Raw genomic sequence first — 26,426 nt, forward strand, 5'->3', positions numbered from 1 at the left:
GCCGACCACTCGATATCCCTAGTCGTCAAAGAGCCTCGGGAGGCCCGATGGACGGTGCGATTCCGCTCTTCCGGATGGAAGGCATATCCAAGCGCTATGGTGGTGTGCGGGCGCTGGAAAAGGCCGAGCTTTCGGTCTCATTCGGCAGCATTCACGGCATCCTCGGCGAAAACGGTGCCGGCAAATCGACGCTGATCAAGGTGATGGCCGGTGTCGTTGCGCCCGACGAAGGGCGCATGACGCTAGATGGCCGCGAGGTGACGTTCGCTTCGCCGGCTGCCGCCAACCAGGCCGGCATCGTCTGCATCTTCCAGGAACTGTCGCTGGTTCCCGAACTCAGCGTTGCCGACAACATTGTTATCTCAGACCCGCCGACGCGGTTCGGAATGATCGACCGCAAGGCACAACGCCGGATTGCGGAAGAAGCGTTGGCGCGCGCGGGCGCCGCAGACATCCACCCGCTGGCGCTGGTCAAGGACCTGCCGCTGTCGCGCCGCCAGATGGTCGAGATCGCCAAGGCGCTGGCACGCAAGCCGCGCATCCTGATCCTCGACGAGGCTACCTCGGCACTGACCGCGACGGATGTCGCCAAGATTTTCGGCGTGCTGAAGCGACTGCGCTCGGAAGGGCTGGCGCTGCTCTATATCTCACACCGCATGAACGAGATCGCCGAACTGGCCGACCAATGCACGGTGTTTCGCAACGGTCGCAATGTCGCCAGTTACGCGGCGGGCACAAAGAGCGACAATGAAGTCGTCGAACTGATGATCGGGCGAGAATACAGCCACATCTTTCCGCCGAAGCCGCCACGCGCTTCGGCTGCCGCCGTTCCGGTGCTGGAGGCACGCAAGCTTTCATGGACCGACCGGTTGGACAATGTCTCGCTGACAGTTGGGGCAGGTGAGGTCGTCGGTCTTGGCGGCCTCGACGGTCAGGGCCAACGCGAATTGCTGCTTGCCTTTTTCGGTGTGTTGCGTGGTCTGTCGGGCCAGATCCTCATCGACGGCAAGCCCGTTGCCATCGCCAGCCCGGCGGGCGCGCGTGAAGACGGTATCGGCATGGCGCTCATTCCCGAAGACCGAAAGACCGAAGGGCTGATGCTGCCGATGACGGTGCGTGAGAACCTGTCCTTCGCCGCGCTCGACCGGCTGTCCAAAGCCGGCATCATCGACCGGGTCGCCGAGCAGCGGCTGATCGACGACATGGTCGGCCTGCTGGCTATCAAGACCGCGGGGCTCGACATTCCGGTCGGCGCGCTGTCGGGCGGCAACCAGCAGAAGGTGGTGATCGCCAAATGGCTGATGCGCCAGCCGCGCATCATCCTGCTCAACGATCCGACGCGCGGCATCGATGTCGGCACCAAGCAGGAGCTCTACCAGTTGATGCGCAAGCTCGCCGATGCCGGTGCTGCGATCCTGTTCTATTCGACCGACTATGACGAGCTGATCGGCTGCTGCGATCGCGTGCTGGTGCTCTATGACGGGGCGGTCAAGCGCGAGTTGGACGGCGCCGAGATCACCGAGCGGGCGCTGATCGCCAGCGCGCTCAACATCCATGGCGAGGAGAACCCCGTGAGCCTGGGAGCAAACGCGTGAAGGATTGGCGCTACTGGCTGGCGGAGCAGCGCGGGACGCTGCTGGCGCTCGGCATCTTCATCGTCATGTTCGTCATCTACACCTCGAACCACCCGGCCGGCTTCACCGCCAATGTCGTGCAGACGGCAGCGAACAAGGGCGTGCTGCTCGCCTTCGTCGCCATGGCCCAGACGCTGGTGGTGATCACCGCCGGCATCGACCTGTCCGTCGGCATGATCTTCACCCTGACCAATTGCCTGGCGTCCTGGCTGGTCATCGGCACTAGCCTCGAAACCGCCTTCGGCGTCCTCGCGGTGCTCGGCGCCGGGCTGCTGTGCGGGGCGATCAACGGCGCCATCGTCATCTATGGAAGGCTGCAGCCGATTGTCGCCACCATCGCTACCGGCGCCGTCTACTTCGGCATTGCCCTGCTGCTGCGACCTTTTCCAGGCGGCTCGGTCAATGAGGACCTCGCCGACGCTTTGACCGGACGACTGTTCGGCGTGGTGCCGGCAAGCTTGGTCGTGCTGCTGGCCGTGGTGTTGTTCGTCTGGGTGCCGTTCAGCCGCTCGGTGCTCGGTCGTGCGGCTTACGCAGCCGGCTCGTCGGAGACGGCAGCCTACATGTCCGGCGTGCCGATCCGCCGTGGCAAATTCGCCGCCTACGCACTGGCCGGGCTGCTTGCCGCAGTCGGCGGGCTGTTCCTGACCTTCTTCACCTATACCGGCGAGGCAGCCTATGCCAGCGGCAACGCCTATACGCTGTTCTCGATTGCCGCCGTCGTGCTCGGTGGTGTCTCGCTGTTCGGCGGCAAGGGCAGCGCCATCGGCGCGATCTTCGGCGCGCTGGCGTTCCGCACCATCGGTGACCTGCTCTTCGTCTTCGATTTCGATCCGCTCTGGCAACCGCTGTTCCAGGGCGTTATCCTGCTGATCGCGGTCAGCCTCGGCGCCTTCGCCCTGTTTCGGGTCCGCAACCGGCTGGAGTGGTTCCTGTGAGCGAAACGACGCTTGGCGGCATTGCCGGCCGCATGCCCAGATTCATCCGGCGCGCCGATCCGGCGGTGCTGACGGCCTTTGCCTGCATCGTGCTGCTGCTGTTCCTCGGCAGCCTCTATTCCAGAAGCTTCCTGTCTCCTGAATACCTTCTGCAGCAGCTCAAGGTGGCGTCGTTCCTCGGCGTCATCGCGACCGGCATGATGCTGGTCATCCTGCTTGGCCAGATCGACCTGTCGGTGCCGTGGTCGGTCGCAATGGGCGCCATGATGGCCAGCGCGGCGGCCGCCTATGGTCCCGTCGGCGTGGCGCTGGCCATTCCGTTCGGCATCGTCTGCGGCATGCTGATCGGCGTCGTCAACGGCATCGGCGTCGCCTATCTGCGCATCCCCTCGATGATCATCACGCTGGCCACCAACGCCGTCGCGCAAGGGCTGATGGTGGTCTATACCGGTGGCTTCTCGCCACAGGATTCGGCAACGGGCGCGATGCGTTACCTGGCGACCGGTTTTGCCGTTCCGGGCGTGCCCAACGCGGTCATCATCTGGGCGCTGATCGGCGCGGCGATGGTGTTCGTACTGACCCGCACCAGCTTCGGGCGCGCCGTCTACGGTATCGGCAATCGCGAGCGCGCCGCCTATCTCTCGGGCATCGACACACGGCGCGTGGTGATGATTGCCTTCGCTGTCTCCGGCGGGCTCTCGGCCTTCGGCGGCGTGCTTCTGGCCGGCTATGCTTCCAAGGCGGCGCAATCGATGGGCGACGCCTATCTGTTGCCGTCGATCGCCGCGGTGGTACTTGGCGGTACCTCGATCCTGGGCGGGCGCGGCTCCTATCTCGGCACAGTCGCCGGCGTCATCCTGATCACGCTGCTGCAATCCATCCTTTCCGTCATGCAGATGCCGGAGGCGGGGCGGCAGATCATCTATGGCGTCGTCATCGTTGCTATGCTGTTGCTCTACGGCCGCGCGCCGGCAAGCCGCTGACAGTGGACGAAAAGGCAGCACAGGCGCCAACGGGCGCTCCCGGTTCGGTGCCGCCGGCCATTGTGGTGATGGGTGTCGCCGGCTGCGGCAAGTCGGCCGTCGGCACCGCGCTGGCCGCCGTGCTGGGCGCCATCTTCATCGAGGGCGACCAGTTGCATCCGCCCGAAAACGTCGCGCGCATGGCAAGCGGCGAGCCGCTCACCGATCAACTCCGTGAAGGCTGGCTCGACGCGATTGGCGAGCGCATCTTGATGTCGGTAGGGCAGGGCGAAGGCGTGGTTGCCGCCTGCTCGGCGCTGAAGCGCAGCTATCGCGAGCGGCTGAGCAGCTTCTGCCCGGAGATCGTCTTCCTCTACCTGAAGATCGACGCTGCCACGGCCAGGCGACGCGTCGCCAGCCGCAAGGGTCATTTCATGCCGGCGAGCCTGGTCGACAGCCAGTTCGCCATCCTCGAGCCACCGGCGGCGGATGAGCGGGCATTGACGCTCGACGCGAGGCGCCCGGTCGACGAACTTGTCGCCGCCACGGTTGGTCAGATGCGCTAAATCTGCGACGTCAGTTCGACCGGAAAATCATCATTGTCGGCGTCGCGCATGGCGGCGAGACTGCGATTGTCCAGCACTTCGGCAATCGCCTGGCGTACTTCCAACATCATGTGCCGGACCTGGCAGGTCGCCTCGTCGCAGTCCTCGCAGCGCTGATATTGCGTGCGGCTGGCACAGGGGATTGGCGCCAGCGGTCCGTCAAGCACGCGCACGACATGGCCGATCTTGATTTCGGAGGCCGGCCGGGCGAGGCGGTAGCCACCTTCCTTGCCCTTGCGGCTCTGGACGAAGCCGGCGTTGCGCAACTCGCCCAGGATGGCATCGAGGAACTTCTTCGGAATGTTGTTGGCAACTGCGATGTCGTTGACAAAGGCCAGTTGGCCAGCCGGCAGGCCGGACAGATGCACGAGGGCCTTGAGGCCGTATTTGCCTTTTTTTGTCAGCATGCCCTGATCAACCCATTGAAGCCCCAGCCACTCGCATCTGGCGACTGTTTGTGTGCAAATAATGACGTTTTCGCCGTGCGATGACGTTTCGCGAAAACAAGCCGCCAGATGGCACGGCACAAACGCGTTGATTCTTTGTAATGTTTTGCATGATGAAGCCGATAGAGCCTGCTCCACCCGATAGAATCGGGATGGAACTCTGCTTCTCGGCTTGAACATGATTCTGGCGAAAACCGGATTCCGCTGTTCGGGATCATGCTTTGGTCCGCTGAATACCGGATTGCCGGCGCACGAAACGAAAAAAGCCGGCACAGCGCCGGCTTTCGCGTTCACCTCGGATGCTGCCCCGTCAGCGGCTGCCGTAGGTCTGGTCGAGCAGGCTGCCGGCGGCGAAATGCTCGTTCTGGACCCTGTCCCAGCCGCCGAAGACGTCGTCCACCGTCAGCAGGCGGACATCGGGGAAGTCGGCCTTGTATTTGGCGGCGACGGCCGCGTCGCGGACCCGGTTGCCGTTCTGCGCGAGGATGTCCTGGCCTTCCGGCGTGTAGAGGAAGTCGAGATAGGTCTTGGCCAGATCGCGGGTGCCATGCTCGTCGGCCACCTTGTCGACGATCGCTACCGGGAATTCGGCCAGCAGGCTAACCGAGGGCGTGACCTGCTCGAACTTGTCGTCGCCATATTCCTTGCGGATGCCGCGCGTCTCGGACTCGAAGGTGATCAGTACGTCGCCGATCTCGCGCTGCACGAAGGTGGTGGTCGCGGCGCGGCCGCCTGTGTCGAAGATCGGCACGTTGTTGAACAGCTTGGTGATGAATTCCTTCACCTTGGCGTCGTCGCCCTTGAAGGCTTCCTTGGCGTAGGCGGTGGCCGCCAGATAGGTGTAGCGCGCATTGCCCGAGGTTTTCGGGTTGGGGAAGATCACCTGGACGTCGTCGCGCACGAGATCGTTCCAGTCCTTGATGTGCTTGGGGTTGCCGGCGCGCACGAGGAAGGACGGCAGCGAATAGAAGGGCGAGGCGTTGTCGGGAAAATCCTTCTGCCAGTCGGCCGAAACGAGGCCCTTCTTGACCAGGAAATCGATGTCGGTGACCTGGTTGAAGGTGACGACATCGGCGCCGAGCCCGTCGGCGATGGCGCGCGCCTGCGCCGAGGTGCCGGCATGCGACTGGTCGACGGTGACGCCGGGATGCCCGGCGATGAAGGCCTTGTTGACCTGGACGAACAGTTCACGGCCGACATCATAGGATGCGTTGAGCAGTTTGTCGGCCGACCAGGCTTGGGAGGATGCGAGGAGCAGGCCGGCGACGGCGGCGACGCCAAGGAAAAATCGCTTCATGAAAACAGACCTCCGATGCAATTCGTTTATGGTCGGACCATAGCCGTGGCGCATGATGCGCGACGAGGCACGCACAGCGGCCCGTGCCCTAGCCACGAGAAAAGATATCGCCAAAACGGCCGGCTGTTAGGATCTCTTTTCTGGCATTTTTCGATGCCCCAGCCGGCACAACGACGCCGCGTGCGCGCACAATCCTTCCCGAACGATGGGCAGGCGGATTGGATCAAGCGGCCGGGAAGAGCTTCCAGCGACCGGGGCGGAAGGCCACCCGGCTTTTCTGCGCTGCGGGGTGATCGACCGGCAGTTCGATTTCGACCCGCTGGCGCTCGCCGCCGATCTCAAGCTCCACCCGCCGTGTGCCGGCGACGCGGCGACTGGCGGCGACAGTGCCGGCGATGCAGCCGCTGCAGCCGTCGAGCAATTCGACATCGTGCGGGCGGAAGAACAGCGTCGCGTCGCCCGTGGCCTCGTGGGGCGCGGCAAGTCCAATCGGACGGTCAGCAAGCCAGATCTCGCCATTCTCGACCTTGACGGGAAGCGAGCTCGATTCACCGATAAAGCCATAGACGAAGGGTGAGTTCGGCGTGTCGTAGATGTCGTCGGCGGTGCCAACCTGCTCGATGCGGCCCTGGCTCATCACCACGACGCGGTCGGCAAGCTCCAGCGCCTCTTCCTGGTCATGGGTGACGAAGACGGTGGTGTGGCCGGTGGCGTCATGGATTTCGCGCAGCCAGCGGCGCAACTCCCGGCGCACCTGTGCGTCGAGCGCGCCGAACGGCTCGTCGAGCAGCAGCACCTTGGGTTCGATCGCCATGGCACGCGCCAGCGCCACGCGCTGGCGCTGGCCACCGGAGAGCTGTGCCGGATAGCGCTTTTCCAGCCCTGAAAGCTGGACGAGGTCGAGCAGTTCGGAAGCGCGGCGGCGGATCTCCTGCGCCGACGGGCGCGACGGCCCGTGCCGGACCTTGAGGCCGAAGCCGATATTGTCGGCCACTGTCATGTGCCGGAACAGCGCATAATGTTGGAAGACGAAGCCGACATTGCGCTCCTGAATCGACCTCTGCGAGGCGTCCTCGTCGCCGAAGAAGATTTTTCCTCGCGTCGGCCGCTCCAGCCCGGCAATCAGCCTGAGCAGCGTCGTCTTACCGGAACCGGACGGCCCCAGAAGCGCGATCAGCTCGCCCGACTTGATGTCGAGCGACACGTCGTGAAGCGCCGGAAACCGCTCAAACTCCTTGCGCACGTTGGCAACGCAAACTTCCATGCAAACCCCTCTATCAGTGTCCGCGCGTCGCGGCGATCTCGGCGCCGTAGCGCATCTCGAGAAGTGTTTTCAAGACCAGCGTGACGAGCGCCAGGCCCGCAAGCAATGAAGCGACGGCAAAGGCGCCGACGGCGTTGTACTCGTTATAGAGGATTTCGACATGCAGCGGCATGGTGTTGGTCAGGCCGCGTATGTGGCCCGACACCACCGACACCGCGCCGAACTCGCCCATGGCACGTGCATTGCACAGAAGTACGCCATAGAGCAGCCCCCATTTGACGTTGGGCAAGGTCACGTACCAGAAGGTCTGCCAGCCATTGGCGCCGAGCGATAGGGCTGCCTCCTCGTCGCCATTGCCCTGTTCCTGCATCAGCGGGATCAGTTCGCGGGCGACGAAGGGAAAGGTGACGAAGACGGTGGCCAGCACGATGCCCGGCACCGCAAACAGGATGACGATGCCATGCGCCTTCAGCCAACCGCCGAGCAGCCCCTGGGCGCCGAACAAAAGCACATAGACCAGACCCGATATGACCGGCGAGACCGAGAAGGGCAGGTCGATCAGCGTGGTCAGGAAGGCCTTGCCCTTGAACTCGAACTTGGCGATCGCCCAGGCGGCGGAGATGCCGAAGACGATGTTGAGCGGCACCGAGATCGCTGCGACAAGTAGCGTCAGCCGGATCGCCGAGCGCGCGTCAGGATCGCTCAGCGATTGCGTATAGGCGCCGACGCCTTTCGCCAGTGCCTGGTTGAAGACGATGATCAGCGGCAACAGCAGGAAGATGCCGAGGAAGGTGAAGGCAACGGACATCAGCGCCACGCGCGCCGGGCGGCTTTCCGTGACGGCCGCCGACTGGCTCTCGTGATGCGGCTCGTAGGATTTGATCTCGGGATCAGCCATAGCGCTTGCGGCTCCATGTCTGCGCGAGATTGACGACCAGCAGCATGACGAACGACAAAGCGAGCATGATCGCCGCGATCGCGGTCGCGGCCGGATAATTGTATTCCTCCAGCCGGATGACGATCAGCAGCGGCGCGATCTCGGATTTGTAAGGCAGGTTGCCTGCGATGAAGATGACCGAGCCGTATTCGCCGACGCCGCGGGCGAAGGCCAGCGAAAAGCCGGTGACGATGGCCGGCGCCAGCCCTGGAAACAGGATGCGGGTGATGATCTGGAAGCGGCTGGCGCCAAGCGTGGCAGCGGCTTCCTCAACCTCCTTGTCGATCTCCTCCATGATCGGCTGCACGGTGCGCACGACGAAGGGCAGGCCGATGAAGACCAGCGCGATGACGATGCCGAGTGGCGTATAGGCAACCTTGATGCCGAGCGGCATCAGCAATTTGCCGATCCAGCCGTTCGGCGCGTAAAGCGTGGTCAGCGCGATGCCGGCCACCGCCGTCGGCAGCGCGAAGGGCAGGTCGACCATGGCATCGACGATGCGGCGGCCGGGAAAGCGGTAGCGCACCAGCACCCAGGCGACCAGCGTGCCGAAGACGACGTTGACGGCGGCCGCGATGAAGGCGGTGCCGAAGCTGATTTCCAGCGCCTTGATGGTGCGGCGATCGGTGGCGATGGCCCAGAATTCAGGCCAGCCAAGGGCGGCCGAGCGCCAGAGCAGCCCGGATAGCGGGATGAGGATGATGAGGGTGAGGTAGGCAAGCGAGAAGCCGAGCGTCAGTCCGAAACCCGGAATGACACTCGGCTGTCTGAACCGCCACCCCGCCTGCGCGGGTGCTGTGGTCATATCGTCCTGATCTAGATCTAGCTCACTGGGCCGGCTTGTAGATCTGGTCGAATATACCACCGTCGCCGAAATGATAAGGCTGTGCTTTCTTCCAGCCGCCAAAAAGCGGATCGTCGATGGAGATCAGCTTGATGTCGGGTGTCTTGGGAAGATCAGCCGGAGCCACAAGTTCGGGCTTGGCCGGACGATAGTGGTTCTTGGCGATGATTGTCTGGCCTTCTTTGGAATAGAGCCAGCCCAGATAGGCTTCGGCGACCTTGCGCGTGCCCTTGGCGTCGACATTGGCGTCGACAACCGCCACCGGCGGCTCGGCCAGGATCGAAGTCGGAGGATAGACGATGTCGAAATTGTCGGCGCCGAATTCGTCGAGCGCCAGATAGGCATCGTTTTCCCAGCCAATCAGCACGTCGCCGATGCCCTTTTGCGCGAAGGTCACGGTCGAGCCACGGGCGCCGGTGTCGAGCACCGGGGCATTGGCGTAGAGCTTGCCGACGAATTCCTTGGTCTTGGCCTCGTCGCCACCATCATTGGCGTTGGCGTAGGCCCAGGCGGCGAGATAGTTCCAGCGCGCGCCGCCGGAGGTCTTCGGATTTGGCGTGATCACCTGGGTGCCGTCCTTGACCAAGTCGTTCCAGTCGTGAATGCCCTTGGGATTGCCCTTGCGAACCAGGAAGATAATGGTCGAGGTGTAAGGCGCTGAATTATTTTCGAATTTTGTTCGCCAGTCGGGATTGATCTTCTTCGATTTCGAGACGATGGCATTGATATCGCCTTCGAGCGCCAGCGTTACCACATCGGCGTCGAGGCCGTCGATCACGGCGCGGGCCTGGGCACCCGATCCGCCATGCGATTGCTGGATGGTGACCGTCTCGCCGGTCTCGGCCTTCCAATGCGCCGCGAAGGCTTCGTCATAGGCCTTGTAGAGCTCGCGCGTCGGATCGTAGGACACGTTGAGGATGGTGGTGTCGGCAAAAGCGAAACCGAGCGTGCCGAACTGGACAGATGTGGCGACCAGTGCGCCGAGCAGTTTCCTGAAATGAGGTTTGGTCATTTCCGCCTCCGTTGAACCGGCGCCAAATCTACCGAATTGATAGAAATTAGATGCATTCAATGTTGCCTTTTTTGGCCCCCTGAAGAAAATGTTCGACGATATTTCGCTGTGCGGAGAAATTTCTTCCTCATGGCTGCACTGAGCGAACTGCGAGCCTGCCTGACGTTTGATCTAGGCTTTGGACCGGCCGGGACAAGGACTTCGCCTGCCGGGCCCGATTCGCTCAACCTTCGCTGTCGATGGTGATCAGCGAAGCCATGTTCGGGCTGTTGAGCGGCACCGATGAGGGACAGCGGCAGCCCGCAATGACGGCGACGTCAAACAACTCGGTGATGTGTCCCTTCAACTCGATCCACTCGGCTATGCCGCCGGTATGCAGGTCGATGATGTAGAGCGCGCAGCGCGGCTCGGCGTCGCGCGTCTGCAGATTGTCTTGTAGCGGCAAGTCCTTGAACAGGCCGTCGCGCGGCAACGACGTGGTGACGATGGCAAAGCGGCCATGAAAGCTCAGGCCGCGCAGGAAGCCGGGGCAAAAGGCGATGTTCTGCCGATGTCCGGTTGCTGGATCGACACGGACCAGGAAGCCGCGGCCGGAATCGAGCACCCACAGCGCACCGTCATGGACGCGCGGCGAATGCGGCATCGACAGATCGTCGACCACCACTCTGTCCTCGGTGATGTCGATGATCATGCCGCCTTCCCAGCGGCGGTCGCGCCAGCCGCCGACAGAGTCCGACCGACTGATCGCGCTGACATAGCGGGCGCGCCCGTTCTGCATGGCGAGACCATTAAGATGACAGCGGTCCTCAGGCACCAGCTTGCTGATGAAGGAGGGCTTCCACAACGGCCGGAAGGAATGCGTCGGGCTCAGCGTCGCCAGGCAAGAGAACTTGGTGTTGATGAACACGATCTGCCCGTCTTCGCGCACGGCCAGTTCATGGATGTCGAGATCGCCTGTGTAAGAAGCGGCGCGCGGCATATACATGCGGTCGTAAATGGCGTTGGCGACCTGGTCGGGTCCGAGGATGTTTTCCAGCCGCCACACCGCCGTGTCGGAAGCTAGGATGATGCGCTGCCCGGCAACGGTCACGCCCATGGCCCTGACGAAACTGGTCTGGTGGATCGAGGCCTTCCTGTCGCCGGTAAGGCCGACCAGGAACAATTGCCCGGTCTGGTAGGAGGTGAAGGCCAGCGAGCACTGCGCCGTCTCCATCCAGCTGATGAAGCCGCGCGACAGCGAGACGTTGGTCTGCTGTTCGGCCGGGCTGGGAGACGCGGCTTCGGGTGGTTTCGCCGGGGCCTCGTCAGTGGCCTTGGATGTGCTCACGCTTGCTCCATGGGTGGACCTGGTCATGACTACGCCGGCCGCGAGGGCCGGCGCAAGAAGTTCAGATGCGATCCGCTGGACTACCAGCCGTAACGGAGTGCCGCGCCAATGGAGCCGGCGCTGTAGTTGTCACCGAAGCGGACGCTGCCGCGGACTACGCCGGACCAGTTGCTGGCGCTGGCCACGTTGACGCCGACACCGACCTCACCGAACGTGCCGTTGCCGGCACTGTCGGTGGCCGAGAAGGCGCTGCCGGGGAAGTTGATGTCGACGGTGTTGCTGTCGCCGAAATGGTTCCAGACACTCAGCGTCAGGTCCGGACTGACGGTCATGCCGTTCATCTGCATATCGGTGCCGATGCGCACGCCGATCCTGGCGCGGCCGCTGCTGCCGTTCTGGAAGTCGATGTCGCCGCCAAACAGCGATGCCGCATCCATATTGGTGCGGACCCATTCCAGGCTGGCTTGCGGCTCGATGAAGCCCCAGCCCATGGCGACGCGGTAGCCGGCGTCGAGGCGCGCGCCGATATTGGTGGCGTTGGTGCTCGCCTTGCCGCCGACGTCGTTGATGTCGACATCGAGGAAGTCGGCCTTGACGAGGCCGTCGAGGTAGAAGCCGCCATTCAGGTAGGTGGCATAGGCGCCGACCGTGCCGCCCTTGTAGTCCCAGCTGTCGTCCGTCGCCTTGAAGTCGAGCCTGGAGGTGACGTAGCCGCCCATGACGCCGAACAGTATATCGCCGCCGGCGACACCTTCGAGCCCCATGTCGATGCCGCCGAGGAAGGCGCTGGTGCGCTGCTTGCGATCGAGGTTGAGGGTCTCGGCCTGCAGCGAGACCGGATCGGTGAAACTGGCGCTGCTGTCGCGATTTGACCAATCGCCGGACGCCCGCGCCCAGAGGCCGCCCATGCGCGCGGCGAGTTTTTCCTCCGGCATATCCGCATTGTGGACGCCACTTTCCTGCGTGCGCAGATCCGCCATGCGGTCCTGCCAGAAGCCGGTCGTATCCAGCCACACATCCTGTGCCCCGGTCACGCCGGCAGGCAGTTCGAAACCGGCATTGTCAAGCCCGATGGAACGCAGGCCGTGTGTGTTGCCCTGCAGGAACAGGCCGTAGGTGAAGAAGCCGGCATTGACGGGACCAGCCAGATCGAAATCGCTGTCGGCGGTTGTTCCGGTCACCGTGACCACGGGGATGAAGACCGCCGGCGCGCCGGCGCCGACGACATTCACGACCAAACCGGTATGACCGGACGAATTGCCGCCGATCGTCAGAGTGTCGGCAACGCCGGTGGTAAAGTTGGCGTCGACGCCGAGCTTCGAATTGCCCTGGCCGGTGAAGTTGCCGCTGGTGATCAGCTTGTCGCCGGCCACGCCATCGATCATCGTCGTCAGGCCGGCTCCGGAGCCCAGGCTGCCGTTGACGAAGCTATCGAGGCCGATGAAGCTGACGGTGCCCGGTGGAGAGCCAAAGAAGCTGCCCGATGCGTAGAGGGTGCCGCCGTTGTTGAGCGTATCGCTGCCGGCACCGAATTTGCTGTCGGTGAATGCCCTGAAGACGCCGGTGTCATTGACGTTCATGACATTGCCGGCGTCGCTCAATTCGACGCGGCCGGCAATCACGCCGGCATCGTCGATCTTGGTTGTTCCGGTGGTCGACTTGATGGCCAGGTTGTTGTTGGCGCCGACAAAGCCGGACGTGCCGATGGTGACCGTGGAACCGCCGGTCGAACTGACCTGCAGGCCGCCAAGCTCGCCGCTGATCTTGCCATCGTTGGTGACGAGGATCGTGCTCGATGTGCTGGTCGCGCCAGCGATTGCGCCGAAGCCCACGCTGCTGAACAGCTCCGCATTGTTTCCGGTGTTGCCGATGACGATGTTGCTGCCGGCGCCGCTCGTGTAGGCAGCCAGCCCGGCAACGCCGCCCTTGGCATTGACGGATGCCGAATTGGCGACGGCAACGCTGCTGTTGTCGCCAATGGACTTGGCATAGAGGCCTTCGCCGGCCGTCGAGACGATGTCGCCACTGTTGGTGACGCTGATGGTGCCTCCGGCTCCGTAAGTGCCGGCGGCAATACCCTTGCCCCCCGATTTGATGACGGCGGCATTGGTAATGTTGATCGCGCCGCCATCGTCGGGATTGGAAATGCCCGGGTCGGACGGATCCTTGTTGCCGGCCTGTGCAAAGATGCCCGACGCATAGCTTCCTGTCGTGGTTATCGTGCCGCCAGCCTTGTTGCTGATGACGATGCTGCCGTTGCTGGTGGCCGGGAAAAGGGGGCCCTGGCAGCCGCAGGTGCCATAGAGGTTGGCGATCGCGGTGATGCCGTTCGCACCGACGCCGATGGTTGTGATCGTGCCACTGTTGGTGACGCTGATCTGGCCGTTGTCGCCATTGATATTGGCGGCGATGCCGGACGAACGACCGTTCGTCGAGGTGCTGTCGCCGGTCTTGATGGCGCCGCTGTTGTCGACGGTAACCATGCCGCCGTCGCCGTAGGCCTGGGCGAATATGCCTTCGGAATTCGCGGCCGTGGTGATGCTGGCGCTGTTGGTGACCGAAATGTGCACGTTGCTGGCCGAGGAATAGGTTCCCGAGGCCTGGATGCCCGTCGCGTTAGGACCGCCGGCGGTCGTGTCGATGGCGCCGCTGTTGGTGATATCGATGGCTATGTCGTTGCCAATGGCAACAGCCAGGATGCCGTAGGAACCGTTGTCGCCCAGTTTTCCGGCTGTGATCGCGGCCGAGTTTGAAACCGTTATGTCGCCGCCATTGCCATAGGTGATGGCGGCGATGCCGGTGTGGCCGGAACTTATCGTGGCGGCATTGGTAATAGTGATGGTGCCGCCATTGTCAGGGTCGGTATTGCCGTTGCTCCCTGCCAGCGCGAAGATGCCGAACGTACCGGTGCTGGTGTCGATGGTGCCGCCGGCCTTGTTGTCGATGACAATGCTGTCGCCGCTGCTGCCATAGGAAATGGCGACCGCCGTAATACCATTCGCGTTCGGATCCGTGGTTGTGATCGCCCCGCTGTTGGTGACGCTGATCTGGCTGCTGTCGCCGTAGACGTTGGCGACGATACCGAGCGAGCCGGCGTTGATGGTGCCGCTGTTGTCGATGGTGACCGTGGCGCCGGTGCCATAGGAGCGGGCGAGGATGCCTTCGGAATAGGCGCCAGTGGTGATGCTGGCTGTGTTGGTCACTGAAATGTGCGCATTGCTGTAATCGTAGTAGCCAGCCGTGGCCTCGATGCCGACAGATCGGTGACCGCCGGCGGTCGTGTCGATGGCACCACCATTGGTGATGGTGATAGTCGCGTCACTGCCGTAGGCGACAGCCAAAATGCAGTCGGAGGCATTGGCGCCGCTTGTGCCGGCTGTGATATTGCCCTTGTTGTCGATGGTGATGTTGCCGCCTGCGCCATAGGTGAAGCTGGCGATGCCGATATTGCCGGCAGTGACGGTGGCGGCGTTGGTGATCTTGACCGTGCCGCCATGGTCCGGATTGCCGGCCTTGGCGAGGATGCCATCGGCGCCGGCGCCCGTCGTGGTGATGATTGCCTTGTTGCCGATGACGATGCTGCCATTGTCGCCATTGTAGTAGTTGGCGATCGCCGAGATACCCGAAGCGGTGTCGCCGATCGTGCTGATGGCGCCACTGTTGGCGATGTTGATCTGGCTGTTGTCGCCGTCGACGGTGGCGAATATGCCGGACGATGTGCCGCTCTGGGAGGCACTGGCGCCGGTCTGGATGACGCCACTGTTGTTGATCGTCACGACGTTGTTGGACCCGTAGCTGGCGTTGGCATAGATGCCCTCGGCGTTGGGGCCTGCGGTCAGGTTGCCTGAATTGGTGATGGTGATGTGGGTGTCGCTGCTGAAAACGGTGCCGCTCGTGGCGGCGTCGGTCGCCTTGATGCTGTCGCTGTACGAGTTGATGGTGTCGGTGTTGTTGATGGTGATGTCAGCGCCAATGCCGTTGGTGCCGGCATAGATGCCGCGCGCGCCGGTAGACTGTGAGAAAGTCGGCCCCGGAATGAGTGAAGTCGAAATCGTGGTCAGCAGCCCGCTGTTGGTTATGTCGACGATGTTGCCATTGCCGGTGGTCACAATGCCGATGGCGTTGTCGCCAGCCACGGTTGCCGTGCGTGCGACGGTGTTGGTGCACGAGATCGGCGTTGCAGCACCGTTGACCGTGATCGGCGAGGGCGAGGCCGGCTGCGTGCAGTTTGCCGCGAATGACGGGGAGGCGGAGAGCGCCACCAGCGTCGAGCCGAGCGCCGTGCCCAAAAGCAGCGAGCGGCGACGCTTTGGACATAGTTGAACGACGTCGCGCACGAACACGACGTCAAAACCCGACGTAAAACCCATTGGAAGCCCTCCAGCGGCCATGCGTATCCTTGCGGAAGGGAATTGCAATTCGAGTCTGCGCGATTTCAGGGCAATCACTAGTGACGGGCAATTTAAGTTGTATTTATACAACAACTTGTTGAAGTATCAGTTCGCTGAACAGCAGTTCCACCGGTTTGGTGGCTGTCTCACCTGGCGGTCACGGGAAAGTCGAATCGCTGCTTGGCGAACGGTTCATTTGCCAGCGTGAAATGCCACCATTCGCGGGCATAGTTTTTGAAGCCGCCGGTGCGCATGGCATCGAGAAGCATCTTGCGGTTTACCGCGGCTTCGCTGGCGAGCCTGCGGTGGGCGGTCTCGCTTATCGGGTCAAAGCAGTCGAAGCCGGTGCCGAAATCGAGCATGTCGGCATCGACGGCGCCGCAGGCCGGTTTCGGCGCGGATCTTCTGTCGGCTCGCGCAATGGCGACATCGATCGTCGAGCCGCGGGAATGGCTGGATAGTTCACCGACATAGCCCTTGGCGATGAGGTCGCCGCGCTTGACCCGCGGATACCATTGCGGATCGGGCGGCCCACCCTCTCGCGTCCATTGCCCCATGTCGGCGACGGCACGGGCAGGGCGGTAGCAGTCGAACACGACCAGCGTCAGGCCATTGGCGGCAATCGCCTTCTGGACGCCGGAAAGCGCCTTGGCCGCCTGCTCGGTGAGGATGCAGGCCGGCGCTTCATAACCGTTCACCCTGCGGTGCAGGAAATTGCCCGATCCGGCGTAACGGATGTCCTGGCGGATCGAAGGGTCGATGTCGGTGAGGTGAACAAAGCCGGCGGGCAGGGTGTCGGCATGTGTCGGCAGAGCGAAAGCCGCCACCATCAGCGCGCAAAAGCCAATGCACTGAATCGCCTGGCGCATTCTATTCAAGGAACGCTTTCACTCGACGAACACTTTCACGCTGGCTGCGCGTCCAGCGGCATCGATCACGGTCAGGGTCGAGTAGCCGGCACCGTCCGGCTGCCAGGTTGCGGTTCGGCGGCGGTCGATGCCGGTGAGCGGCTTGCCGTTGGCCAGCCAGCGGAACGGCGCCCGGCCGCCCTGCAGCTTCAGCACCAGCGGCGAGGCATCAGCTGAGTTGGTGCCGAGGTCGACGCGGGCACCGTCCGGCGGAAAGATTATGGTCGGCGCGGGTTCGGTCGGTGTCGCCTGCACCAGGCCGTCCGACCCAGCGCCGAAGCGGGCGAGCGTCACCGGCAGGTCCTCGCGTTTGGGGCTGAAGACGCCGGGCGGCTTGCCCGGCAATGGCACGGTGACCAGACCCGAACGAACAAAGCCCTCGAACAGGATGGGGGCGGCCGAGACGTAGCCGGAGAGGCCGGGAACCGCGCCGGCGTCGGGACGGCCGACCCAGACGCCCAGCACGTAGCGGCCGTCGAAGCCAACCGACCAGGCGTCGCGATAGCCATAGGAGGTGCCGGTCTTGTAGGCGATGCCGCGTTGCAAGGCACCCTCGGGCGGCTTGACGCCCGACAGGATGTCAATGATCTGCCAATTGGCCTGACCGTCGAGGATGGTGGCGGTGGTGCGCTCAGCATTGGCCGGCTCGGTGCCGTCATGCAGCGTGTGCGTCTTGCCGCCATTGGCGAGGCCTGTGTAGAGCTGGACGAGATCGCGCAGCGACACACCGACGCCGCCGAGGCCGATGGCCAGGCCCGGCGCCTCGTTGACCGGCAGCGTGGGGCTCACCCCAGCCTGGCGGAAGCGCGCCATCAGCCTCGTTGGTCCGACTGCGTCCAGCACGCGGATCGCCGGCACGTTGAGCGACAGCTGCAGCGCCTGGCGGATGCTGACGTCGCCCTGGTAGCCCATGTCGAAATTCTTCGGCCGGTAGCCGGAGAAATCGACCGGGCTGTCGTCGATCAGCGTTTCCTGCGCCACCAGGCCCTGCTCGAAGGCAAGTCCATAGATAAAAGGCTTCAGCGTCGAGCCGGGCGAGCGGACGATCTTGGTCATGTCGATCCAGCCGGAGCGGCTGGCATCGAAGAAATTGGCCGAGCCGACCTCGCCGAGAATGTCGCCGGTGCGGGCGTCGGCCAGCACCATTGCAACGGAGAGGCGAGGCCCTAATTTGGTGGCGGCGTCCCTGGCGACCTGCTCCAGCCCTTCCTGGACGCTCTTGCGGATCGTCAGCTGCACGGGCTGGCCGGGCACGGCCTTAGGCAGCATCGCATAGGCGGCGTGCGCGGCGAGCGCCGGCAAGGTGCGGCGCAGGCCTGACACATCGTCGAGGGCCGCGCGCGCGGCCTCGCGCTCGCCGAGCAGGCCGGAGGAGACCATGCGGGTCAGCACCCGGTCGCGCGCGGCGTGGGCGATCTGCAGGTTGCGGTCGGGCCGGCGCTTTTCCGGCAGCTGCGGCAAGGCAACCAGCAGGGCGGCTTCCGAAACAGTGAGCCGCTTCGGCTCCTTGCCGAAATAGGCGAGCGAGGCGGCGCGAACGCCTTCCAGATTGCCGCCATACGGCGCCAGCGTCAGGTAGCGTTCGAGGATCTCGCGCTTGGACAGCCGGCGCTCGATCTGGATGGCACGCAGCATCTGCTTGATCTTGGAGCCGAGGCTGCGGCTTTCGCGCGGCTCGATCAGCCGGGCGAGCTGCATCGACAGGGTCGAGCCGCCGGAGACGATATGGCCGCTTGTGGCGAACTGGCCGGCGGCTCGGGCTAGCGCCAGCACGTCGACGCCCTCATGGTCCCAGAAGCGCTTGTCCTCATAGGTGACCAGCATATCGACGAACTGCTTGTCGACCTGGTCGAGCCTGGTTTCGAGCCGCCAATAACCGTCCGGCGTGGCGAAGGCACGCAACAGCTGGCCGTCGCGGTCCTGGACTTCCGTCGAGACCGTGAGCTCGGCCGGCAGCGGCGGCGGAAAGGCGCGGTCGAGTTCCCAGAGGGAGGCGACGGAAAGGGCAAGGATGCCGGCGCAGGAAGCTGCGGAGATGGCTGCCCGGCGCAGGACTTTTCTCGAGAGCATGGCGCTGCCCCTCATCCGCCTGCCGGCACCTTCTCCCCGTCTGGTGACGGGGAGAAGGGGGCTGTCGCGAGCGCCATCGTTCTGTTCATGATCGCCACCACCGGCGACTTACGGCGCCTTGACCTCCATCATGCCGGTGGCCGTGCGGGCCGAATATTGCGGCCGGTACATATCCTCCACCGTCGCCGCCGGATGGGCGTAGGTGCCCGGTGTCACCGCGCGCACGACATAGGCCAGCGTGATGTTGCGGTCGCCGTCGCCGTCATTGGGGTTGAACGCCGCGACGAAACGGTCGTCGCGGAATTCGAGATGGGTGGCGTCGGTCTGGGCGAGCCAGGAGAAGTTCGACAATTGCGCACTGGAGACCAGACCCGGATTGTCGATCTCGAAGCCTGCCGGCAACAAGTCGGTGATCAGGAGGCGCGAAGGCCAGCGGTTCTGCTCGTAGATCTTGAGCACAACGACATAGCGTTCGTTCTGCGTCGCCTCAGTGACGTTGGCTTCGGTGCCATCGAGCTTGTAGTAGGTTCGGCCGATGGTGAAGCCGTCGCCGCTGGCCGGCAGCGGCTGGATCGGCGACGCCACGGCGGTGACGACGGCCTGCAGCGGGGTCTTGCCGGTGTTGGCGATGGCGAGCGGGCTGTCGACCAGGTCGCTGCCGTTGATCTGGTTGGAATAACCGCCTGAATGCGGCGCGCCATTGACGGTCAGCGTGATCGAATCATTGCCTTCCTTCAATGCGCGGGCCGCCAGCAGCATCCAGGATTCGTCCTGGGTGGTGGTCCAATCGGCTTCGGCGCGTTCTTTCGTCACCAGCTTGATAAGCTCCGGTACGATCGTCGGCACCGGCTTCGATTCCGCCGCCAGCGCCAGCATCGCCGCGCCGTCACGCAGCGGCGAGCCATAGTCGGAGCGGTAGTAGTCATAGTCGGTTGTCGCCTTGGAGAGCTGGAGCGCAGTCTTGAACGTCGCTTCAGCGCGCGGCGTGTCGCCGTAGAGCGCCAGGCTCGCCGCCAGCTGGGCAACCGCCATCGGGCTCGAGAAAGCCTCGAGCTGGGTGTCGGCATAATAGCGCAGGTCGCCGATCGAGGCCTTCTTGTTGCGGGCCAGGACGTAGAGGGCGTAGGCGATCTCGCTGCCACGGTCCTGTACGCTCTGGTCGTACCCGAGCGAGTTCTGCAAGTTGCTCAGCGCCTGGTTCATCGCCAGGCTCGGCACGTCGTATTTCTGCTCGCGCGCCCTGGTCAGGAAGTCGGTGACATAGGCGTCGAGCCAGAGGTCGCCGGAGCCCGGACCCCACAGGCCGAAGCTGCCGGCAGAGGCCTGGTAGCTCAGAACCTTGTAGATGGCATCCTGGATGCGGCCGTGCAGGTCAGGGTCACTGGCCATGCCGATGCCGGACGCCAATTCATTGACGTAGAGAAGCGGCAAGGCGCGGCTGGTGGTCTGCTCGGCGCAGCCATAGGGGTAGCGGTCAAGCGTCATCAAAAGCGACGGCACGTCGAAGGCTGCGGCCTGCGAAACGCCGACGCTGACGGAAGCGCCGTCGAGCAGGCTTGCCGCCAGGAGCTCCTTGTCGACGCGCAACGCGCCGCCATTGCCCTTGAGGTCGACGACCAGGCGGGTGGAAACCGGCAATTGCGCTGGACGCACCGGCACGTACAGCGTCTGTTCGACAGCGGTGCCGTCGGCATGGGCAAGCTTGATGGTGATCGAGGCATTGCCCGCCGTCTGTGCGATCAGCGGCACGGTCAGTGTCTGCCGCTTGCCCTTGGCCAGCGTCAGCTTCTCAGGCAGAGGCTTGTCGCCGGTCGACAGGTCGCCGGTCGTGTTTATCGACAGCGCATAGTCACCGGCCGGGCCATCGGTGTCGGCGACATCGAGGCGCATGACTGCGGCGTCGCCAGGCGCCAGGAAGCGCGGCAGGCCGGCGGTGATGACCACCGGATCACGCACGATGACGTCGGACTGGGCATGGCCGACCGCTTCCTTGGTCCAGGCGACAGCCATGACGCGCACGGTGCCGTTGAACTGCGGAATGTCGAAGTCGATCCGCGCCTTGCCGTCGGCGTCGAGCTGAACCGGACCAGAGAAGAAGGCGACCAGCTTTTCGGTCGGCGGGCTGCCTTGCGTCTGCATGTTGGCGCCGTCGCCGCCGGTCCTGAGCTTGCCGGTGTTGCCCAGCGAGCCGTCGATCAGGCGGCCGTAGAGGTCGCGGATTTCCATGCCCAGCATGCGCTGGCCGAAGAACCAGTTTTCCGGATCAGGCGCCTTGTAATTGGTCAGATTGAGGATACCGACATCGACGGCGGCAACCATGACGTAGGCGTTGCTGCCCGGCTGTACGCCGGCCACCGCTACCGGGATCGACAGCTGCTGGCGCGGCATGGTCTTGTCCGGCGGCGTCAAGGTTATCGCGAGCTTCTTCGAGCCCGGATCGACCTTCAGCCATTTCACGCCGATGGCGCGGGCCGGCATGCGCGATTCCTGCGCATCACCAGGCCGGAACAGGGTCGCCGTGACATAGGCGCCGGCGCCCCAGTCGTCTCCGACCGGGATGTCGACGGTGCTGCCGCCGGCCGGCACGGTTGCCGTGACGGTCTTCAACAGCTTGTCCGAGCCGATGTTGATCAGGAGTTCGCCGGCAAAATGCGGCGAGACCTTGAGCTTGGCCACTTCGCCGGCGGCATAGGTGTCCTTGTCGAGGGCGATCTCGAGGCCGTCAGGCGTTTCGGTGGTGGTCGAGGAGACGTACCAGCCGGCGTCGAACTCGTAGCTGGTCGCCGGTCCCTCGGGATCCGATGTCTCGACCTCGAGGCGGTATTGGCCCCAGTCGACCGGCACGGAGACCGTAGCGTCGCCGTCGGCGCTGAGGTCGACCTGGCCGTTGGCGATCGACTTGGTGAAGGTGACCGGCTCGTAGTTCCAGGAGTTGTTGGAGCGGTACCACTGGTAATTGCGTTCGACCTTGACCAGCGTCCATTGGGCGCCTTTCAGCGCCTCACGTTTGCCGTCGGGATCGACAGCGATCAGGCTGAACTTCGCCGTGCCGCCTTGCGGCACTTCATTGTCGGCGAAATCCGGACGGATGCCGATCATATGGCCTTGCGGGCGGATGCCGATGTTGAGCGAACGCTCGATGGCACGGCCACCGGTTTCGCGCATCCTGACCGTCACCTTGGCGTCGACCAGCTTGGTGGTCGAGGGCAGTTGCTCGACGGAGACCGGGAAGGTCGCCTTGCCGTCATCGCCAACCACCGGCAGATCGGTGAGAGGGGTGACCGTGGGTTCGGCCGACTGCTCATCGGCGAGGCCGAAGGAGAAGCCCTGGAAACGGTCCCAATCGCGGGACGTCGACAGCGTCAGCTCGCCTTCCAGCGCCACGCCCGCTGCCGGCGCGCCGTAGAGGAAGCGGCCGTCAATGTTGATGTTGGAAGTTTCGCCCTGTGCGATCTCCTGCTTGTCGGCCTTCATGTCGAATTCGATGCGATCCGGCACGAAATCCTCGACCAGGAACATCTGGCTGGCGACCGCCGGCTGCTTGGGATCGGTGTAGATCGACACCGACCAGGTGCCGCGCATGGCGTTGGGCTCGAGCGGCAGGTCGACGGCGTGGCCGCCGGCCGATGCGCCGTCGCTGACGATGCGGCGGTCCTCGACGCCATCGGGACGCGAGAAGATGAAGGTCAGCGGCAGGTTCTCGACCGCCTTGGCGGCGCCGTCGCGGGCAAGGGCCGCGACATGAACATCCTCGCCGGCGCGGTAGATGCCGCGCTCGGTCCAGGCATAGACGTCGAGCGCGCCGGGCGCCGCGCGTCCGGTGACGCCGCGGTCGGACAGGTCGAAGCCTGCCCGGCCGATGTCGAGGAAGACGAAATCATTGTCGCCCTGCTTCCCCATCAGCACGGCCGGCACCATGCCGCCGTCGCCACGCGTCAGGCCGGGGTTGAAGACGGCGTGGCCGTCGGCATCCGTGGTCGCGGTGCCGAGAACCTCGTTGTTGCGGGCAACCAGCGTCAGTTCGGCGCCTGAGATAGGCTTGGCGCTGCCCAGCGAACGGGCAAAGACATTGAGCCCGTCCTGGCCGGTATAGGTCGACAGGCCGATGTCGGAGACGACGAACCATTGCGTGGCCATCGAATTGTAGTCGTCGCTCTTGTCGTTGACGGCCTGGGCGGTCAGCACATAGACGCCGGGTTTGCGTTGCGGCAACGCCTCGTCGACCGGGAAGGAGGTGGTGACCTCCTTGTTCAGATCATTGGCGATGTCGAGCTGGCCTTGCCAGACCGGCTCGCCCATCTGCTCGGAAATGTTGGAGATGTCATAGCTGTCGAGCTGGTGGAGGAACTGATAGCCCGAAAGAAGCTGCGCCAGCGAACGGTCGCCGATACGGTAGAGCTTCATCTCGGCCGCGTTCATGTTGACGGTGACGACCGGAATGCCGCGGCGCGCGCCAGCCGGCAGCACGAAGCTGTCGCCGGTGAAGCGGGCCGAGGGCGCCCGGTCCTGCACATAGATCGACAGCACCACGGGGGCGGCGGTCACCTCGCCGATGGCGGCCGGCAGGCCGGCGCGGAAGGTGACCTCGTAATGCTGGCCGTGCTCCAGACCTTCGACGCAGATCTGCTTGTCCTTGGCGTCGACGCCCTTGGGAGGCGCGTTGTCGACGGTGACGAACTGTGCATAGTCGACGCCGGTCTTGACCAGATCCTCGGAGAATTGTGCGCAGATGCGCGGCGCGCTGGTGTCGGCATCGACCGTGTGGTCGATGACGCGGAAACCCTTGCGGGCCTTCAGATCGGCATAGTCGGCTTGGACCGCCGGCGAGGCGACCAGCGCAAGGCTGGCTTCATAGGCCTGCAGGGCTGGGCGGTATAGATCGCGCTTGTCGAGGCCGTTGCCGAGCAGCGCCAGCACTTCGGCGCGCGTCTTGGTGGTGCGCGAGAGCTTGTAGGCGTTGAAGGCGGCCGAGGTGCCGTTTGCCGGCAAAGTGGAAGCCTCGGACGTGTTGGCGGCAGGCTGCACGGCCAGCGTTTCGCGCGCCAGGGCGAGCCAGAGCTGGCCATCATCGGGCATGACGGACACGGCACCTTCATATCTCAGCATGGCGGAGCGGTGATCGCCGGTAAGCACGGACTGTTCGGCGGCATTCGTCAGCGCCGTCAGCCCTTCCGTCGGCTTGACATAGGCCGGACCCAACAGCTTGTTGCGGTATTGCTGGGCCTGATCGGCCATCCAGTTGGGGAAGAAGGCAAGTTCCGGCGGCGCGCCGATGTCGGGGTCGCCATCGATGTTGACGACCTTGCCGGCGACCGCACCGTTGAACGGCTTCATCTGATTGTAGTCGGATTTGAGGAAACACCATTTGGCCTTGGTGTTGTAGGTGAAGGCGCGGCAGGCCGGATCACCCAGACATGTCGTCTTGCACTGGTCGAGCGTGACATTCTGGTCGGACCTGAGATCAAAGCCGAAATAATCGGAATTGTCCGATGTCGCGATTCGCCGGGCTTCAGCCGCCTGCGCGACACCATTCCAGGCAAAAAAGAGAAGAATCAGGATCGACAGACCACGAGCCGCGCGCATTGCCATTACACCCTCCCAGACACTGCTGACGTCCAGGCATGATCAAGCATCAGTCATGCTTGTCAACACAAGGACGCGGCAGGGTTCCGCCTGCCAACGGTTTCCTTTCCGGCCGATCGCCGGTAGTAGCTCCATAGGACAGGGGATCACGCTTTCTTGCGGCGACGCAGAAGGTGTGAATTCCAAGCCCGTCCTATTTCAGACAATTGGATTGTGGCCCCTTTACGAGCGCTTCAGAACTTCATTCCAATTTTAGGTTTTCATTCTAGGTTGTCTTAATGCCGGCGCATGAAGAGCAGATGTCAGGAGGTACCGCGCCAGGGCGTGTGCTTTCGCGCGCCCTGCTTTTGGTCATGATCTGCTCAACCGCGCTTGTCGCCGAGGCCGGAAATGCTGCTGCTTTCGAGCTTTTCGGCATCAAGCTGTGGGGATCGTCGAAAGACGAGGACGCCGACATCGTCGACCCCCTGCGCTATGCCGTCACCATTTCCGCGCCCGATGCCGACAAGGATCTCGTCAAGAAGCTCGAAAATGCCTCGGCCCTGAAAAGTGACGAGGAACGCCCGGTTTCCGGCTCGCTCGGGCTGATGGCCAAGGCGCGTAGCGACCGTGAGCAGCTGGTTGCGGCGCTCTATGCCGATGCCCGCTATGAAGGCGTCGTCACCATCACAATCGACGGCAAGCCGCTCGACGATTTGCCCCCCGATGCCGAATTCAAGGGCCCGCAACCGGTACCGGTGGTCATCGATATCGCCAGCGGGCCGAAATTCACTCTCGGCAATGTCCGGTTGGAGGGTGACGCGGCGGGGCTGATGAGCGCCGATTATGGCCTGATCGCCGGCGGCGACGCTGGATCCGGCGCCGTGCTCAAGGCCGAGGCGCTGATCGTGCGGGCGCTGAAGCAGGAGGGCAGGCCGCTGGCCAAGGTGACCGACCGCCAGATCGTCGCCGACCATGCCACCTCGACGCTCGATGTGACGCTGACGGTCGCCGCCGGGCCGGTCGCCGGCTATGGCGACACCACGGTGGAAGGCACCGAGGAGGTCGATCGCGACTTCACCGAATACATGACCGGCCTCAAGCGCGGCCGGCAATACTCGCCCGACGAGATCAGCGATGCGCGCGACCGGTTGCTGGCGCTTGAGGTGTTCAACAGCGTGACGTTCAAGGAAGCCGACAAGCTCGATGCCGACGGCAACATCCCGATCGGCGTCCAGGTCAGCGAGCGCAAGCCACGCTATTTCGGTGTCGGCGGCACCTTCTCCAACACCGAGGGACTCGGCCTGGAGGGCTATTGGGGCCACCGCAACCTGTTTGGCCGGGCCGAAAAGCTGCGCATCGACGGGGCCATCAGCGGTATCGGCAGCAACGACCTCAGCGAGCTCAACTACAATGCCGGCATCATGTTCGAAAAACCGGGCGTGATCGGGCCGGAGTCAAAGTTCTTCGCCAGCTTCAAGACCGTGCTCGAGCATCCGGACGCCTATGACCATTTCTCGGTGAAAGGCAGCACCGGCCTGTCCTACGAACTGACCAAGAAGCAGACGGTTTCGGCGGAAGTGTCGCTCGACTATTCGCGAATCCACGATGCTTTCGGCAAGCACAAATATCTGATCGCCAGCATTCCGCTGCAATATGTCTACGATAACCGTGACAACCGGCTGAACCCGACCGGCGGGTTCCGGGTGCTGGCCTATGCCGAGCCGAGCTATGACATTCTGAGCGGTGCGGCCTTCCTCAAGCTGAAGGGCGAGGGTTCGGCCTATCAGTCGCTGGATTCGGCTTCGAAGTTCGTGCTGGCCGAACGTGTCGCCGTCGGCTCGATCGTCGGCACCAGCCTTGAAAATGTACCAGCCGACCGGCGTTTCTATTCCGGCGGCGGCGGTTCGGTGCGCGGCTATGCCTACCAGGGCATCGGTCCCAAGGATTTCACCGGCCAGCCGATCGGCGGTCTGTCCTTCTTCGAGACCTCGGTCGAAATGCGCATCGCCATCACCGACACGATCGGCATCGTGCCGTTCGTCGATGCCGGCACGGTGTCGACCAAATCGGTGCCCAATTTCTCCGACGTCAAGGTCGGCGCCGGTGTCGGCTTGCGCTATGTCACGCCATTCGGGCCGCTGCGCATCGACGCGGCCGTGCCGCTCAATCGCGATCCAGACGATCCGCATTTCGGCATCTATGCCGGTATCGGACAGGCGTTCTGAG

At 63.8% G+C, this 26,426-nt stretch carries 16 protein-coding genes; 5 read left to right on the plus strand and 11 right to left on the minus strand.

Annotated elements, in window-relative coordinates; genetic code table 11:
• Nucleotides 1–47 precede the first annotated feature (47 nt).
• Genes AC07FD_RS12395 through AC07FD_RS12410 form a run of 4 tightly spaced genes read left to right on the plus strand, consistent with a single transcriptional unit; the run spans nucleotide 48 to nucleotide 4,100 of the window.
• Nucleotides 48–1,595 (plus strand): sugar ABC transporter ATP-binding protein, encoded by a 1,548-nt coding sequence (locus AC07FD_RS12395; RefSeq protein ID WP_478350092.1) that lies wholly within the window; start codon nucleotides 48–50, stop codon nucleotides 1,593–1,595.
• Entirely contained in the window at nucleotides 1,592–2,572 is a 981-nt protein-coding gene (locus AC07FD_RS12400; protein WP_478350093.1) for an ABC transporter permease, read from the plus strand. Before AC07FD_RS12395 ends, AC07FD_RS12400 begins: the two co-directional genes overlap by 4 nt.
• A complete protein-coding gene (locus AC07FD_RS12405) occupies nucleotides 2,569–3,555 on the plus strand; it encodes an ABC transporter permease (protein ID WP_478350094.1) in 987 nt (328 codons plus the stop codon). The genes AC07FD_RS12400 and AC07FD_RS12405 overlap by 4 nt, the downstream gene beginning before the upstream one ends.
• A gap of 2 nt (nucleotides 3,556–3,557) precedes the next feature.
• Nucleotides 3,558–4,100: a gluconokinase gene (locus AC07FD_RS12410; RefSeq protein ID WP_478350095.1), complete on the plus strand. Its 543-nt coding sequence runs from the start codon at nucleotides 3,558–3,560 to the stop codon at nucleotides 4,098–4,100.
• On the opposite strand, the gene AC07FD_RS12415 is transcribed toward AC07FD_RS12410, so the two are convergent.
• From AC07FD_RS12415 to AC07FD_RS12465, 11 genes are all read right to left on the minus strand, one after another.
• Nucleotides 4,097–4,546, minus strand: coding sequence for an RrF2 family transcriptional regulator (locus AC07FD_RS12415; RefSeq protein ID WP_013530871.1), 450 nt, complete (start codon nucleotides 4,544–4,546; stop codon nucleotides 4,097–4,099). The two genes, AC07FD_RS12410 and AC07FD_RS12415, sit on opposite strands and share 4 nt — an antisense overlap.
• Nucleotides 4,547–4,895: 349 nt before the next feature.
• Nucleotides 4,896–5,882, minus strand: coding sequence for a sulfate ABC transporter substrate-binding protein (locus tag AC07FD_RS12420; RefSeq protein ID WP_478350096.1), 987 nt, complete (start codon nucleotides 5,880–5,882; stop codon nucleotides 4,896–4,898).
• Nucleotides 5,883–6,105: 223 nt separating this feature from the next.
• Nucleotides 6,106–7,146 carry a sulfate/molybdate ABC transporter ATP-binding protein gene (locus AC07FD_RS12425; RefSeq protein WP_478350097.1) on the minus strand — a complete coding sequence of 347 codons (1,041 nt, stop codon included), beginning with the start codon at nucleotides 7,144–7,146 and terminating at the stop codon, nucleotides 6,106–6,108.
• A 13-nt stretch (nucleotides 7,147–7,159) separates the two neighbouring features.
• Entirely contained in the window at nucleotides 7,160–8,044 is an 885-nt protein-coding gene (cysW, locus tag AC07FD_RS12430) for a sulfate ABC transporter permease subunit CysW (protein ID WP_478350098.1), read from the minus strand.
• Nucleotides 8,037–8,888, minus strand: a complete 852-nt coding sequence (gene cysT, locus AC07FD_RS12435) for a sulfate ABC transporter permease subunit CysT (protein ID WP_095091462.1) — start codon at nucleotides 8,886–8,888, stop codon at nucleotides 8,037–8,039. Before cysT ends, cysW begins: the two co-directional genes overlap by 8 nt.
• A gap of 22 nt (nucleotides 8,889–8,910) precedes the next feature.
• Complete coding sequence (locus AC07FD_RS12440; RefSeq protein WP_477226931.1) at nucleotides 8,911–9,939, minus strand: sulfate ABC transporter substrate-binding protein; 1,029 nt, start codon at nucleotides 9,937–9,939, stop codon at nucleotides 8,911–8,913.
• 223 nt (nucleotides 9,940–10,162) lie between these two features.
• On the minus strand, nucleotides 10,163–11,266 hold the full coding sequence (locus tag AC07FD_RS12445) for a TIGR03032 family protein (protein ID WP_478350099.1): 1,104 nt from the start codon (nucleotides 11,264–11,266) through the stop codon (nucleotides 10,163–10,165).
• An 80-nt stretch (nucleotides 11,267–11,346) separates the two neighbouring features.
• Nucleotides 11,347–15,636, minus strand: coding sequence for a beta strand repeat-containing protein (locus AC07FD_RS12450; RefSeq protein WP_478350100.1), 4,290 nt, complete (start codon nucleotides 15,634–15,636; stop codon nucleotides 11,347–11,349).
• Nucleotides 15,637–15,803: 167 nt separating this feature from the next.
• Nucleotides 15,804–16,526 carry a M15 family metallopeptidase gene (locus tag AC07FD_RS12455; RefSeq protein WP_478350101.1) on the minus strand — a complete coding sequence of 241 codons (723 nt, stop codon included), beginning with the start codon at nucleotides 16,524–16,526 and terminating at the stop codon, nucleotides 15,804–15,806.
• An 18-nt stretch (nucleotides 16,527–16,544) separates the two neighbouring features.
• On the minus strand, nucleotides 16,545–18,635 hold the full coding sequence (gene pbpC, locus AC07FD_RS12460; RefSeq protein ID WP_478350102.1) for a penicillin-binding protein 1C: 2,091 nt from the start codon (nucleotides 18,633–18,635) through the stop codon (nucleotides 16,545–16,547).
• A gap of 108 nt (nucleotides 18,636–18,743) precedes the next feature.
• Nucleotides 18,744–24,224, minus strand: coding sequence for an alpha-2-macroglobulin family protein (locus tag AC07FD_RS12465; protein ID WP_478350103.1), 5,481 nt, complete (start codon nucleotides 24,222–24,224; stop codon nucleotides 18,744–18,746).
• A 272-nt stretch (nucleotides 24,225–24,496) separates the two neighbouring features.
• Here AC07FD_RS12465 and AC07FD_RS12470 point away from each other — a divergent pair, with 272 nt between their 5' ends.
• On the plus strand, nucleotides 24,497–26,425 hold the full coding sequence (locus AC07FD_RS12470) for an autotransporter assembly complex protein TamA (RefSeq protein ID WP_478350104.1): 1,929 nt from the start codon (nucleotides 24,497–24,499) through the stop codon (nucleotides 26,423–26,425).
• Nucleotide 26,426: the final 1 nt, after the last annotated feature.

Source organism: Mesorhizobium waitakense (assembly GCF_056431085.1).